This window comes from Lysinibacillus sp. FN11 (genome assembly GCF_024628845.1).
GTDB lineage: Bacteria > Bacillota > Bacilli > Bacillales_A > Planococcaceae > Lysinibacillus > Lysinibacillus capsici.
Map to the genome: position 1 here is coordinate 2,673,846 of NZ_CP102383.1, position 15,089 is coordinate 2,688,934.

Below are 15,089 nucleotides of genomic sequence, written 5' to 3' on the forward strand. Positions count from 1 at the left end.
GAGAGATAGAAATAAGCTACTCTTGCCTGTTGAAAGAGTAGCTTTTGATGTATTAAATTATTTTATTGATCATTTTGGACCCATACATCCTTCACATACCTTCCTTCTTGTTGAAGTTGATTGATCCATACATTAGCATCTTCTTCCCCTACCCCTTTTACTCTCCTGTAGGCAAGCAGTAATGCACTCTCAACCTCTGGCGCCATTTTACTACCATCTCCACATATAAAAATTTGTCCTTCACCTTCCATCATTTGAATAATAGTAGCGGCATGTTGGGTCATTAAATGCTGGACATACGTTTTGGGTGTCCCTTCTGTACGTGAAAAAGCAGTATGGAGCGTTACAACCCCTTCTTTTTCATATTGTTCAAGCTCTTTGCGATAGATAAAATCAGTATTATCTCTACAACCAAAATATAGATGTGCTTCACCCAGTTCAATTCCTTGCTGTTTCAGTGTGGAGCGTGCTTGTAAAAAGCCTCTAAACGGAGCAATCCCAGTCCCTGGTCCCACCATTATTAACGGGGTTGTAGGATCTTTTGGAAGATGAAAGCCAGAATCATTGGCACGGATAAACATGACGATTTCATCGCCAATATGACATTGAGCTAAATAATTTGAGGCCACCCCACGATACTCTCCTTGCCCACTCCAAGCAGGTTCATGTAAAACGCCAACAGTGATACTCAGCTGTTCAGAATTCACTTGAGGTGAACTGGATATAGAATAATATCTAGGTTTTAAGGCTGGAAGTAATGCTAAAAATCTTTCGAATGGGAAAGCACAAGCTTGATACTTTTCAAGTAAATCTAGCATGGAAATTCGTTTCTTTACTATCTCCTTCTTATATGCTTCCTCCTCTAATAAAGCCTCTAGTTCACGTTTATGTGGAGGACATTCTGTAAATGCTGCAAGTTGACGGATTTGCAGTCGAGTTGCAGGGTTTTGAATGTCAACGCTGTGTGAAAGAACCTCATACAAACTAACTGGGTGACCTAATGGGAGATGAGCGTGTTCATTAATAGCAGTAATGATCACTTGATCATTATCATTAAGTCCAAAACGCCGTAGCACTCGCTGCACTGTGGTTCTATTATTCCTCGGTAATACGCCCAAATGATCCCCCTCTTGATATGTTATACCATTAGGCAAGGCTATCTCGATATGACGTGTACTACGTTTACTTTCCATACCTTGCAGTTCTTCATTTTTTACTACAGTTGCCAATGAAGCACTATGCATGAAAGCTAAAGAAGTTGTCACTTCATCGCGAATTAATTGAATCGAAATATTCTCATGTTTTGGAAGCACATTTTCATGAATCATTAAGGGGTAAATCGTTTTTAGATCCAACCATAATTGAGCCCGCCAATCTTCCCACGTTTTCTCAAAATCTCCACTCGCATCAGCCTCACCACGTTTAGAAATTTTTGTAGCTCCTTTTAAAGAGAGCTGTTCATCAAGGAGTCTTGGAATTTTTTGATACGTCGTATTCCAATTTCGATCCCCATAACCAAAAACTGCAAAGTTAATGCCTTGAAGAGCCGTTGAATCAAGTTGATCTACCCATGTGAGAAACTTACGTGCATTTCTTGGAGGCTGCCCATTATAAGAAGAACTAATAATTAATACCGCTCCTTCTTTTGGTAAATTCCCACAATAATCATCAAGGGCAGCTACTTCTCCTTGAATACCATACAAACTAGCTTCATTAGCTAATTGTTGTGCAGCACCCTTTGCTGTTCCTAAATCGGAGCCATACAACACTAATAATGGATAGTTAGATTCTAAGGCTGGATTGGTCCCTCGATAATTCGACTTCTTTTCTTTATGAGAAACAGTGCTATCGTGATTTTTCTGTTGGCCACTAGATTGCTTTATTTTGCAGTGACGTGGCTTCACTTGTATTTTAAAATCATCTGGTTTTATCGTTAATGTTTGCTGAATTTTTAATTGATAATTAGTAAAATCAATTAGGTCGAAATGTTGAAGGATCATGCCTAAAACTAATGTGGCTTCGTGTAAAGCAAATTGCATTCCAATGCAAGCACGCTGACCATTACCAAATGGTTTAAAGGCATGTAACGGTACTTTGCCCGAATCTTCAAAACGTTCAGGTCGAAATAAATTTGCATCTTCTCCCCAAGCATTTTTATCTCGATGTAGTTGGGGTAAAAGAATGTCTATATTTTCCCCTTTTCTGATTGGATACTGTCCCCCAATTACTGTGTCTTCTTTAGCATAGAGTGTAAAGCCTGGAGCAGTTGGCCATAAACGCAATGACTCATTTAAAATCATACGAATATAGGTTAACTTTAGTACTTCCTCATAATTCGGCGCATCACCAGTAATAACCTGATCCACTTCTTCATAGGCCCTTTTTAATACGTCTGGATGCTTCAACAAAAAATAAAGCGCAAAGGACAGTAGGCCACTTGTCGTTTCGTGGCCAGCTATGAGGAAGGTAATGATCTGATAACGAATATTTTCATCATCCAGCGTCTCCCCTGTTTCAGGATCTCGTTCATGCAGCATGCGGGCAAGTAAATCCACCTCATCTTGCTTTCCTCTTGCTTTACGTTCTTTAATAATGGCATCTACTAATGAAAACATTGTTTGAATATCTTCTTGAAACTGTCGTCTTTTTCCAATCATTAAAAACTCTTGGATTTTTAAGCGTGAGCTTTTCATCATCGCTTCATTTAATGCACGAACCATACTCATAATAAAAGGACTAAGTGTTTCTTTATAAAAGCTATTAAAACGATAATTAAATCCGCTTAGTCCTATGGTGTCTAACGTAAGGCGTGTCATGTCGTCTGAAACATCGATTTCTTCTTGAGGATTTAATCTGGCCCATTTTTGGATAAGTTGTGTAGCAATATCGGTCATCATATCATGATAGCCCTTCATCGCTTGCTTACTAAAAGTCGGAAGTAAAATATTGTGCGCCTTCTGCCAGTTAGGTTCAGTCGTTCTACTAGTAAATAAGCCGTCACCACTGAAAGCACGAACATTTTCAAGCTCATTATAAATTTGTTTATCAAAACGCCTAACATCACAAACTTCAGCTACTAATTCATGTCCTGAAATCACCAAACCTGAATAACCTGGTATCTCTAAACGGTAAATAGGTCCATACGCTTCAGCTAGCTTACAAAGTGAGAGTGTGGGCTGCTCTTTATCAATTAAAGGTAAATTTCCAAGTGGACCAAACATTTTAGGGCGTGGAACATATCCTGTGTTTACCATCATAAACCCCTTCTTTCTCATTTATTAAATTGATAGATTTTACTATCAATTGATAAAATAATATATCAATCATTCAATGCATTCAACATTTTATGTAATATGAAAAGGATAAAATGCCATTTTTATGAACAACCTGTGAATAGAGTTGAAAAGAGAAAGACAAAAAAGCCCGATTCCCCCCAATAGTTAAGGGAAAAATCGAGCACTTGAAATAATATACTTCATGTATAACAAACGATTCCGACGACTATGCCTAAAAGCACCAATAAATAAGGCTGTATTTTCCATCGAATTAAACACCATAAAAAGACAGCCACTATGAAAATATCTAACGTGCTGAGGATGGTTTGTGTTACAACGGGATGTACAAAAGCAGCGGCTAGAATGCCAACGACCGCCGCATTTGCGCCTGCCATCGCACCTCTAAGACGTGCAATACGGCTTAGGCTAATCCAAAATGGTAGCGCTCCAACCACTAGCAAAAACGCTGGTAAAAATATTGCGAAAGTAGCAATAATCGCTCCTGGAACGCCAGCAATGACCATACCAATATATGCAGCAAATGTAAATAAAGGTCCCGGAACTGCCTGTGTCATACCGTAGCCAGCTAAAAAATCTGAAGTACTTATTTGACCACTTTGAACAAATTGTGTTTCCAGTAAAGGTAAAACAACATGACCGCCACCGAATACTAAGGCACCTGCAAGATAAAACTTCTCCATCATGGAAATCCACTCATGCTGCCATAAGGCGGCTAATATAGGTAAACCTAGGAGCAGCATGAAAAAAAGTACTAGTAAAACAATACCCGTGGTTTTTGAAATAGGTATATGAACTAATTTTGAGGTATTACTCGCGTCACTTTTTTTCAGAAGTTGAAAGCCTAAACAAGCAGCAATCAATATTGCTACGATTTGAGCAAATGGATTTAGCCAGGTCAATACTGTTATCAATGTCAATATAGCAATCAACCAGTGCCATTTTGTCGAGAGTAATTTTTTGCTCATATCAAAAATAGCATGAGCGATAATCGCCACTGCTACTAACTTCAAACCATGAATCCAATCCATCTTAAACTCTGTATACTTGGAGAAATAGGCAAAAATTATAAGTATCAGAACAGATGGTAAGGTAAAACCAAGAAATGATAGAAAGCTTCCTAATACTCCTCCTCTAAGTAAGCCAACCCCCATCCCCACCTGACTAGATGCAGGACCAGGCAAAAATTGACTTAACATAACGAGTTGACCATAATCATGTGCAGAAAGCCATTTACGCTTCTGTACATATTCCTGTTGAAAATAACCTAGATGAGCTGTTGGGCCTCCGAATGAGGTACAGCCTAATTTTAAAGCAACAAAAAAAATCTCCCAAAGCCTTCGCAAACTCTCAACTACTTTCCATATCTTTTATTTCATTTTACACGGAAAGCAGTTTTTTTTAGATTAAGAGTTTGTAAAATTTACTTCATTATTCATCTTTCTTTATTTTAATTGCAGAACCTACTTTACTACCCTCTTTATTGATTGGAATTAAAGTGTAATTTTTTTCTGTTAGATAGAGTGCATCTACACGACTTCCCCACCTTGTACCCTCTTTATTTAATGGATAGGGTGTGGCAAAAGCCCATGATTGTCCAGATTTTGATTGGATTTTAAAGTGTAACGCATCATTGACAACACTTTCCTCAGCATGAAAATAAATGGTTGTCGAAATAGGTGTGGAGACAACTTTGTCAATGGTTATTTCCTGCTGATCAACATGCTTTACTTTTTTATCAATAGAAAAGATTTCACGATCTTGTTGTAATTGCTCTTGTGAAGCATCTACCTGAAATTCCCATGGCTTCTCAATTGGTGTTTCAACATTCCAATCTTTATAACGAATAACTAATTCTAATTGTTCATCAGTCGGAAAATCATCCATTTTAATACTATTGTATATTGTATAGACGTTGGCAGACTTTGCTATGGACTGTCCTCCATTACGAACCATATAATCTTGACCATTGACGAGAATTTGCGGAAAGAAAAATACTTGATGGTCTGGTTTAAACTCTTTTCCAGGTTCGAAAGTTGCATTCAGTAAAATTTGATTGTCATCTATAATCACTTCATTTAATGTTAGCCGTCCTAAGCTATTGCTAGCTGTTTTCCCTACATCCGTTTTATAGGCTTCAAAATTCACATCCTGATCCCACCACAAATACAGCGTCGATCCACTAGCAATCATTAATAAAAGGATCACAATAATAAGCCATTTCTTACTTCTCCGATTTTCCTTATCCAAATCCACAACTCGAATCATATCATTGGACAACCGTACACCTCATTTTTTATAAAAATCATTATGGTTCATTGTAGTGCTCAATCATGCATTATATAACCTTCTATGTTGAAGATTCATTATGTATAAAAGGATATTACATCCCTTTATGTAGATGACGAACTTTATTGATTTCACGCATTAAATAGTCCACAAAGAGATCATCTCTTACTAGCCATGCTTGATTATTTCGCTTTAAAAACCACTCTGCTTCATTAAAGCCCGCAAAGGATTGTGTCAGTGGCATGTTATTTTTTTCAATTATCCAATCAACCTCATCGTTTGAATAGAGCATAAACATTTCATCTTGCTGATTTTTATAGAAAGTCCCAAACGTAGACCCTTTTATGTTATAACGATTTCTTTTTGCATCCTCTGGAATAGGCTCTATATGGAATGTTGCCACTACATACTGCTTGTAAGCTTCCTCTGTTAATGAGCAGCCAGCAGCCTTTTGATGTCCACCTCCACCATATTTGGCGGCAATAGCTGACACATCAATATGATCATGGATTGTTCGAAAGGATATCTTTTTACTGCCCATATTGATCATCGCAATATAATCAAGATGCGGATTTTCCTTTCCCAATTCATTACCAAGCTCAGAAAGATAGGATTCTGCATAGACAACCCCAGCACAGTATTCACCCAAAGTGGTTTGAATAAGCTCCCGTTTCTTACGCCGAATGTAACGTTCTGTTTTTTCTTCTTCCATGCTTAAAATTTTCTTTTCAAAATCATCGAAGTCAAAGTGATCACTTGTTTTTAAACGCTCGACCATTTTCTCTTCAAATTCTTCAATCGACACTAGAAAAAAGAGTGCATTTAATCTTTGCGCTTGTAAATTGCCGTTCTTTTCCCATTCCCATGTATCGTATTGTCTTACTAACTCTACAAATTCAGAAACGGCTTCTGTTTTTTCTAATAGACCATGGATAACCAGGTATTGATAATATAAAGAAGTAGCTGACGTTAAAAAGCCTTGCTCATCCTCAATTAATACCTTTCCCCACTCATATTGATTGAAATGAAGTGCTGTCTTATGATGATCCAACAATTGCACATTACCAGTCGTCTGATAATAATCATGAATCCTTTTTTCATTCTCTTCATTTGGAGAAAGGTCAGTAATAAACAAAAATGTTTTCTGTTGATCATTCTCCAAAAAGAATTCGATTTCGCGATCAAGTGCTGTAATGGAATTGTAGCGTATTTTCACCTTATCGTTAAAAGCAAGCTTGGCTAAAATCCCACACCCTACTCCGTCTAGATCATTATGTGATAATAATTTATACATGTTCTCACCTCCACTGTAGTATGGTTATTTTTTCAGTATTCAAACAGATAATGACGTTCAATCCGTAACAACATTGATATTGTTTTCCAGATAACATACATTAAAATCATACCTCTTTAGGGTGAAAGGGAGGACACAGTGAATGAAAAGGTTATCGCAATCTTAATTTCATCACTGACATTGACTTGTGCTTCGGATTCGAAAATATTTATGAAGTTTTTATTGGATAAAGGATTATTAACTTGGCTCAAACGTTCAAGAGCAATATTCAATCCATTAGAATCAATGATTTTATCATACATTTCGTTATATAAGTGTTCTAGTGCAACTTTTGCTTTAGGTGATAAATTAGCTACATTTAATAATTTATCAAATTTCACTTCTTTGGTTTCAACCAAGTTATTTTCATCGAAATAATTTTCTAATTGTTGTTTTAACAACCTACCTATTGGTCTATTTTCAGTGGATATCTCATTTATTCTTTCTAAATTATTTTTAGTTAAATTGAAGGCTACTTTTTCAATCCTATCCATTTATCCGACTCCCTTTAAAAGTAATTTAAGTTTTTGTTTTAAACCTTTGTAATTGTAATTAAATTCTTTTATTCTTGCGAAATTTTCTTCAATTGGGCGATCACTTTATCGTATGTTGCCAATTTAATTTGTTCTAGCACTTTAATCTGAGCCTGTTGTCTTTCAGCTTCCATCATTATCAAAGTTTTTTCTACATTCATTTCCCTCTGTATGTAGAATCTCTATTCAAAATCTCCTTGATTAACCCAAAATATTTCATCCAATGTCGCATTCACTGTATAGCAAATCAGTAAACAAAGCTTCAAGGATGGATTAAAACTTCCTTCTCTATCCGTAGTACAGTCTGTCTTGATATTCCTACTGCATCGGCTAATTGTTGTTGTGTCAAATTTGCTTTGACACGTGCAATTTTTACATGATTTTTCATATATTAACCTCCATAAATATGTAGTAACATATAGTTTACTTTATGTAAAATATATATCACATATCTTTTAAAAATAATATCTAATGTTACACCTATTTAGTAGAACAGAATATACTTCGTAGTATAAAAGAAAATAAAACAATTGGTATATTTATGGTAATTATATATTTTTAATGTTAGAATTTTCCATTAATGGTTTTTGTATATCAACCGTTCCCGAAATATTAGAAAAGAATGGGGGTCTTAAATGAAAAAATCAGTCCTACTTAGAGTATTGGCATTTATAGCCGTATTGCTTATCCTTTTTTCAGATGGGATACAAACCTATGATTTTCTTATCCTATTGTTTGCTGTTTTCTTTATAGGTACCCCGTGGTACAAATTTTTCAAAAAAAAGTAAATTTAAATTTAGGAGGAATAGTAAATGAAGAAAAAACTAATCTTTTTTGTAATGGTTATGTTTTTAGCATTTCAACCCCTATCTGTAAATTTAGGTGCTTTAGCTAAAGAAAAAAATGAAACTACTGATTGTAATAGTTGCTCACAACAAGCACCTTTGCAAATTGAAAAGAATGGTTTCCTTAATGACTCAGTAGTTGTAAATGAAGTGAAACAGGATTTAGATATTGCAGAGAATTTCACACATAGTGAATACAGTAGAGAAGACTTTGATTGGCAAAATACTGAGTATATGGATTACGGTAAAAATAAAGATGGATTAATGATTCCTTATAAAAAGAACAATGAAAGTTTTGATATACGATTACTGACTACTTATGATAAAACAACTGGTGAAGTTGGTGAATTTATCATAATGAAATCAACTCTAGATGTAGAGAATAATGAAATCAATGTTACTTATGCAACATTGAATAACGAAGACATGCTTGGTATGACTATTGAAGCAAGTACAAATAAAGTAATTGATAAACAAGTATATTTCGATGAAAACTCAGAAGTTTCCCTTTTATCAACTAACAGTGCTAAAGCAGGTTATTGGAGTGATTCATGGGAATGCTTAAAAAACTATTGGTATGATGCACCTGAACTGACAAAACAAATATGTAGTGCTGCGTGTGCGTCAGTAATATTTGGTGGAAATGTTGTAGGTGCTGTCGCTTCGATGACGAGTGTTTTTTCAGAGACTTGATTAATCTTGGTTCGTATTAGAATGCATAATTGGAGTCCTCCTATGTGATAATGAATCAATTTCCCGTTGACACTCATGCATCATAAAAGAGGGCTTTTTCTTTTTCAAGCCCCTGAAAATCCTTCTAACAGGAATGCTCCTTTATTAAAAAGGAAATAGAAAAAACAGATGCCCTTATTGCCAATATCGGCTATCAAGAAACACCCGTAGTAAGACCATATGGTAAAAAGTTAATCGGCTTTCCCTATTACTTAAATAAACATCAACGCGAGACCATCACATGGAACTTAGAGCCTGACACGTTCTTTACAAAGACAGAGGATAAAATAAATTATGTAAAGGAAAACATTCAACCAGGCTCCATTATTTTATTGCACCCTATGTATGATCAAACTGACAATGAACTACAGACTATAGAAGGCATTCTTCAGTCCCTTACGGATGAGGGCTATACATTTGTCACGGTAGATGACCTTTTCAAATTTAAAGCGTCATGAGATTGTTTCATGTTTTTGAAAACTTTATGAATAAGCTAGACATATTATTGCAAAAAGTAATATTAAACATTATATTGACCATGGTCATATTTTGACTTCGGTCATTTTTTTTATAAAGGAGCCCATTTCAGAAATGCTAAGAGCAGAGCGTAAAAAAGAGTTAAAAGAGCATATTTTTCTACAGGCTATTCAATTATTTAAGGAAAAAGGATATGAGGCTGTAACCGTTCAGGAAATTGTTTCGGTATGTGGCATTGCTAAAGGTACCTTTTTCAATTATTTTTCAAGGAAAGATGACATTTTACTTTATTTAGGTACATCACAATTAGAAAAACTAACAAAGCAATTAAATCATTATCAATATATAGAAAACCCTAAAGCGCTCATTTTAGTGTTATTGGGTGATTTATTGAAAAGGCTCACAGAGCATGGTGAATTAATGAAGCTAGTTGTTATGGAAATTATGAAGTCCTCCTATTTAGTTGAAAACGAATACAACAGTATTCAAAAGTTACAAAAAAGCATAGAAAGCATTGTTGAACAAGCAAAAATAAATGGCACTTTACAAAGTGAGCATGAAACAACTATTATCGCCTCTTCAATCATCAGTACATATTTCCACACATTATTATCTTGGTCTTTACAGCAAAGTGAAGAAAAAGATATAGAAGCTTTGTTTGAACAACATTTAGACATTGTTTGGAAAGGCATTAGTAAATAATTTAAAAGAATGGAGGATAAGAATGCGTAAAAAAATTATTGTAGTAGGCAGTGGAATAGCAGGTTTAAGTGTAGCTGTAGCTCTGCAGAAAATGGACATGGATGTATCAGTTTATGAAAGGGCTTCAAAACCTACCGTTGCAGGAGCTGGTATTATCATTGCACCAAACGCTTTAAAAGCTCTAGAGCCATTCGGATTAGCTGAAACAATTAAGGAAAGAGGAAATCCAAGTGATGGCTTCCATATCCTTTCAGAGCAAGGTAAGATGCTTAATAAACTTACGATTCCTTCTAGTTATCAATACATGTATTCCATCCACAGAAAGGATTTACATGATATTCTCTTGTCAGCATTAAGGCCAAACACTGTTAAATGGGGCAAAAATTTTTCACATGTCATACAGGATTCGCAAGGTGTACAGGTGACATTCGAAGATAATAGTATTGTGACTGGCGACATTTTAATTGCTGCTGATGGGATTCATTCCCCTATTCGCAAGCAACTATTTCCCAATAGTTCGTATCGCTATGCTGGTTACACATGCTGGCGTGGTGTAATTGCTACAAAAGGAATACCCAATATTAAGGAATCATTTTTCGAAACATGGGGCTCACAGGGGCGATTCGGGCTAGTTCCATTACCAAATGATCAAGTCTATTGGTATGCTCTTGTCAATGCAAAGCCCAATGATGCTGATTATATAAAATTTACTACTACTGATTTATTTAATCATTTTAAAGATTATCATTTTCCAATACCAATTTTATTAAACAATACGGATGAACATCAAATGATCCACCGTGATGTGTTTGATATTGTACCAATGGATAAGTTCTATCATCATCGTACCGTTTTTATTGGGGATGCTGCGCATGCAGTTACACCCAACATGGGGCAAGGGGCATGTCAAGCAATCGAAGATGCCCGAATATTAGCAGAATATCTTAATAAGTATGAAAATATCACTCAAGCATTTGCCAACTACAATGCCCATCGAAAAGAAAAAGTAAATACAATCTCTAAGCAATCATGGAATATTGGCAAAATGGCTCAGATGAATAATCGTTTTTTAATTAGCCTAAGAAATAAGTTATTAAAATTAACACCTCCAGTAATGATTCAAAAACAAGCACATCATGTCTATAATTTTGAAACCACAAAATAAACCAACTATAACAAAACGCTTAAAATCTGCATTTTCTTTGTGCAGATTTTTTCTTTTAACTAGGCAAATAGATAAAAAGTAATAGTGCTTAAAGTTTTTCTTATAATAATATTATCGTCCTTTTTCATCTCAAGATATTTCTTTAAGAATTAAGCCGCATTAACATAGTTAGAATTTGTAAATAAAACTTAGATTTTTCAGAAATGTCTATAAATATTTTTTCAGTAAAATATAATCACCATCTCTGCTAAAATATGCTATTATACTTTTAGTATAATGTCCTATTTTTATTAAAGTAAAAATAGAGGAAATATGAACTATAAAAAGGATGATGAATATGCAAAATATCCAACAATTATTCCAGAGCGAAGATGGAAATATCCAACAAAGAGAGAATTTTTGTCCCTATTAGAGAAAATTGTTTCCTCATTAGATGAATTAAAGAACCCAAATAAGACAACTCTTGGTCCAATGAAAGAGCGATCGGCTAATTTTTATCAAGAGCTTATGCAAGAGCATCAAGTGCCAACAACTGGGATTGGACTAGATCAAGTTGTACAAGAATTGACACATTTAATGCAAGGACACCCTTATCATACACGTAACTTTGTAACAAATGTTTTACCAATGGCAAGTATTCCTGGAGTGTTAGGACAGTTTACAAATGCGCTATTGAATGGCAATAATTTATGGGATGTTTATGGCCCTGCTGCTGCTGAGTGTGAGGTTAAAGTAGTAGCAATGATGTCTAAATTAGTGGGCTATGACTATACAAAAAGTTTTGGCTATACAACGTGGGGTGGACAAGGTGCTGTTTTCAGTGGACTTCGTCTTGCCATTGCAAAACAATTCCCTCAAGCAAAAGAAGATGGTGTTCCTACTAATTTATATTGCTTTGCTTCAGAGAATGCCCATTACAGTCTTTTAAAATCAGTAGAAGCAGTGGGTATCGGCAGTAAACATTTAGTGCGGGTAAAAGCGGGTAAAGATCATTCGATGGATGTGGAAGACTTACGTGTACGTATGACAGAAGTCATCGAAAATGGCGGTATTCCTGTTTATGTAGTAGCGACAACAGGTGCTACTGATCAATTTGGTATTGATGATATCCAAGCCATCAAAGAAGTCACAACAACCCTTGAGAAGAAATACAACTTACAACCAGTACATATTCATGCTGATTCGGCTTTAGGTGGTTTTTATGCCTTCTTCAATGATTATGATTATAATAAAAATCCACTCCAATTCGAGGCAGAGGTTTTACAAGGATTAGCACAAATCCATGAACGTATGCAACATTTAGCCATTGCGGATAGCCTATGCTTTGACTTCCAAAAGCTTGGTCAAACTCCTTATTTAACTAGTCTATTCTTAATTAAGGAAGGTAAAAGTTTACAGCTACTAGATATTGAGGACTTTGATACGCCATATGTAGGCAATCGTGGTTATGGCTCTTATCATACTGGCTATACATTAGAATGCTCTCGTATGGGTAGCTCCATTGCAATTTTTGCTGCATTGCAGGCATTCGGTAAGGAAGGCTATCAACAGCTATTAGCTAATTATGTACGTGTGAACTTAGCATTCCGTGCTCAATTAGCTGAAAAAACACCAATGCTACAGGTGGTTAATGAATCCAATATTGGGCCAGTCACAGCGTTCCGTTTATATCCAGACGGCATGAATTGGCAAGCTGAACAAGCTGGTCACTATACACAAGACCAATTAGAACACATAAACGGTATCAATGCTTCATTCTTTGAAATTATTGGAGAAGGTCGAGACGAAGTATTCTTTGGTGACACAACGCGCGTTTGCACGGTTAGTACTAGTGATACTACACAGCAAGTACCAGTTGCAGCGGCAAAGTTTTTCTCTATCTCACCTTATACAGAGACAGAACATATCTCTAATATGATTCATTTCTTACAGCAAAAGCTTAAAGTACTGGAGGCGTCACACATTGCGTATCGTCAGTAAATTTAAGAGTTCTTTACTCTACAAATATATTGCCAGTTTCACCATTCCAATAGCGATTATTTCCTTGCTCTTTAGTATTGTGTTATTTGCCGTTTCTTACCGCATTATTGACAATTTTGTTATTAAACAATTTGAATCTACTTTAGAGATTACATCGACCACGATTTTTGAAGATATTGAGAAAAATGATGTAAAAGCAGCGGATAATGGTAGCCCTGATAAATACAAAAAGCTTTTGGATCAATTGAATGCAACGGTTAAAAAATATGATATAGAAAACGCCTATGTCCTTTCTAAAGCAAACGGTAAGGAGCATATCGTCGCACTAAGTAATACCGACAATCATCAGCAAGATTATGTATTTAGTGAAAAAATGCATGAAGCCGTAGCATCTGGCAACACACAAACAAGCGATATTTACAAGGATGAGTATGGTATCCATAAATCCATTTTTATCCCATTTAAAGATACAGATATTATTTTCGGCTTAGATATGGATGCTTCCTTCATTTCTAAGCTACAAACGGAAACACTTTGGATTTGTATTATTTTAACGATTGTCTTTGTAATTTTTGGTATAATCGTTGCTTACTTTATTAGTGTGGGCATTACAAAGCCAATTAAAAAAATGACGCGCTATGTTGGTCAAGTTGCACAGGGTGATTTAACTGTCGAACCACTTCAAATAAAAGGTTCCAATGAAATCGCCCAGCTTTCATCAGGCATTGAAAACATGACGGAAGATTTGCGTTCGTTAATTACACAAATCGCTCAAAATGCTGAACAAGTGGCCGCAATGTCGGAGGAATTAACAGCAAGCTCCGAACAGACAAGTGCATCCATTCAGCAAATTACCTCTTCTATGCAAGAGGTGGCAGCGGGTTCAGAAAAGCAAACCTCTTCGATTGAAGAAGTGGATAGTCATATTACAACCATCTCTAACAAAATGTCAGAGGTAGTGACAAGTGTAACCGATGTTACAGATAAGGCATTCCAAGCATCTGCTATATCAGAAAAGGGCAACACTACGATACAAGATGCTACTGAAAAAATGGCCGTAACATCTCAGGCTATTCAAGAGTCAGCAGCTGTAGTAGAACGTTTAAGCACATATACAAATGAAATTGGGGATATTGTGACATTGATTACCCAAATTACGGATCAAACGAATTTGCTTGCATTAAATGCTTCGATTGAGGCAGCGCGTGCAGGTGAACACGGTAAAGGCTTTGCTGTTGTGGCGGAGGAAGTCCGTAAATTAGCCGATCAATCTTTAGAGGCTACTAACAGTATCCGTACACGTATTGAAACTATTAAAGAGGAATCTGCACAAGCTGTCAAATCAATGGCTATCAGTAGCAGTAATCTTGCCGAAAGCTCAACAACATTCAATGCATCTGGCGAGGCATTTGCTGATATCTATGCCCACGTCACAGCACTTACAAAGGAAATGGACCATGTCAATAACGTGATGTCCAATATCAATGAAGGTGTTAGCAGTATCGCTAGTTCCGTTGAACAAGTGGGAGTTGTAGCTGTACAAGCTTCAGGCAATATTCAAAACGTAGCAGCTGCCTCTGAGGAGCAATCTGCAAGTATCGAAGAAATAACAGCTTCCTCTAATAACTTAGCTGAAATGGCTCAACAGCTCCGCAATATCATTCAAAAATTCCAGTTATAAAATATAACAAATCCGCTATGCCCATTTTCGGCATAGCGGATTCTTCTTTCTAAACTCTC

At 35.9% G+C, this 15,089-nt stretch carries 9 protein-coding genes and 3 pseudogenes; 6 read left to right on the forward strand and 6 right to left on the reverse strand.

The genetic code is table 11. The features are described from left to right. Positions 1-62 precede the first annotated feature (62 nt). The 6 genes and pseudogenes from NP781_RS14300 to NP781_RS14325 form a co-directional block, all read right to left on the reverse strand. Positions 63-3,254, reverse strand: a complete 3,192-nt coding sequence (locus tag NP781_RS14300; protein ID WP_257520203.1) for a bifunctional cytochrome P450/NADPH--P450 reductase — start codon at positions 3,252-3,254, stop codon at positions 63-65. A gap of 221 nt (positions 3,255-3,475) precedes the next feature. After that, entirely contained in the window at positions 3,476-4,639 is a 1,164-nt protein-coding gene (gene chrA, locus NP781_RS14305) for a chromate efflux transporter (protein ID WP_257520204.1), read from the reverse strand. Between the two features lie 85 nt (positions 4,640-4,724). Continuing rightward, complete coding sequence (locus tag NP781_RS14310) at positions 4,725-5,573, reverse strand: DUF4179 domain-containing protein (protein WP_257520205.1); 849 nt, start codon at positions 5,571-5,573, stop codon at positions 4,725-4,727. A 103-nt stretch (positions 5,574-5,676) separates the two neighbouring features. Further along, positions 5,677-6,876 (reverse strand): DHH family phosphoesterase, encoded by a 1,200-nt coding sequence (locus tag NP781_RS14315; RefSeq protein ID WP_257520206.1) that lies wholly within the window; start codon positions 6,874-6,876, stop codon positions 5,677-5,679. A 116-nt stretch (positions 6,877-6,992) separates the two neighbouring features. Beyond that, positions 6,993-7,409 (reverse strand): hypothetical protein, encoded by a 417-nt coding sequence (locus NP781_RS14320; protein ID WP_257520207.1) that lies wholly within the window; start codon positions 7,407-7,409, stop codon positions 6,993-6,995. 221 nt (positions 7,410-7,630) lie between these two features. Beyond that, a pseudogene (locus NP781_RS14325) lies at positions 7,631-7,836 on the reverse strand (helix-turn-helix transcriptional regulator). Positions 7,837-8,260: 424 nt separating this feature from the next. Here NP781_RS14325 and NP781_RS14330 point away from each other — a divergent pair. From NP781_RS14330 to NP781_RS14355, 6 genes and pseudogenes are all read left to right on the forward strand, one after another. Further along, a complete protein-coding gene (locus NP781_RS14330; protein WP_257520208.1) occupies positions 8,261-8,986 on the forward strand; it encodes a hypothetical protein in 726 nt (241 codons plus the stop codon). Between the two features lie 137 nt (positions 8,987-9,123). Continuing rightward, positions 9,124-9,483: pseudogene (locus NP781_RS14335) on the forward strand (polysaccharide deacetylase); the annotation flags it as partial. A gap of 133 nt (positions 9,484-9,616) precedes the next feature. After that, a complete protein-coding gene (locus tag NP781_RS14340; protein WP_221680055.1) occupies positions 9,617-10,204 on the forward strand; it encodes a TetR/AcrR family transcriptional regulator in 588 nt (195 codons plus the stop codon). Between the two features lie 22 nt (positions 10,205-10,226). Beyond that, entirely contained in the window at positions 10,227-11,369 is a 1,143-nt protein-coding gene (locus NP781_RS14345) for an FAD-dependent monooxygenase (protein ID WP_221680054.1), read from the forward strand. Between the two features lie 337 nt (positions 11,370-11,706). Further along, positions 11,707-13,349 (forward strand): annotated as a pseudogene (locus NP781_RS14350) (aspartate aminotransferase family protein). Further along, a complete protein-coding gene (locus tag NP781_RS14355) occupies positions 13,333-15,030 on the forward strand; it encodes a methyl-accepting chemotaxis protein (RefSeq protein ID WP_257520209.1) in 1,698 nt (565 codons plus the stop codon). Before NP781_RS14350 ends, NP781_RS14355 begins: the two are co-directional and overlap by 17 nt. Positions 15,031-15,089 lie beyond the last annotated feature (59 nt).

Bases quoted from the DNA above. Each gene is read 5' to 3' on its own strand.
- NP781_RS14340 (WP_221680055.1), top strand. From the start codon at position 9,617: ATGCTAAGAGCAGAGCGTAAAAAAGAGTTAAAAGAGCATATTTTTCTA.
- NP781_RS14320 (WP_257520207.1), bottom strand. From the start codon at position 7,409: ATGGATAGGATTGAAAAAGTAGCCTTCAATTTAACTAAAAATAATTTA.
- NP781_RS14330 (WP_257520208.1), top strand. From the start codon at position 8,261: ATGAAGAAAAAACTAATCTTTTTTGTAATGGTTATGTTTTTAGCATTT.
- NP781_RS14345 (WP_221680054.1), top strand. From the start codon at position 10,227: ATGCGTAAAAAAATTATTGTAGTAGGCAGTGGAATAGCAGGTTTAAGT.
- NP781_RS14300 (WP_257520203.1), bottom strand. From the start codon at position 3,254: ATGGTAAACACAGGATATGTTCCACGCCCTAAAATGTTTGGTCCACTT.
- NP781_RS14315 (WP_257520206.1), bottom strand. From the start codon at position 6,876: ATGTATAAATTATTATCACATAATGATCTAGACGGAGTAGGGTGTGGG.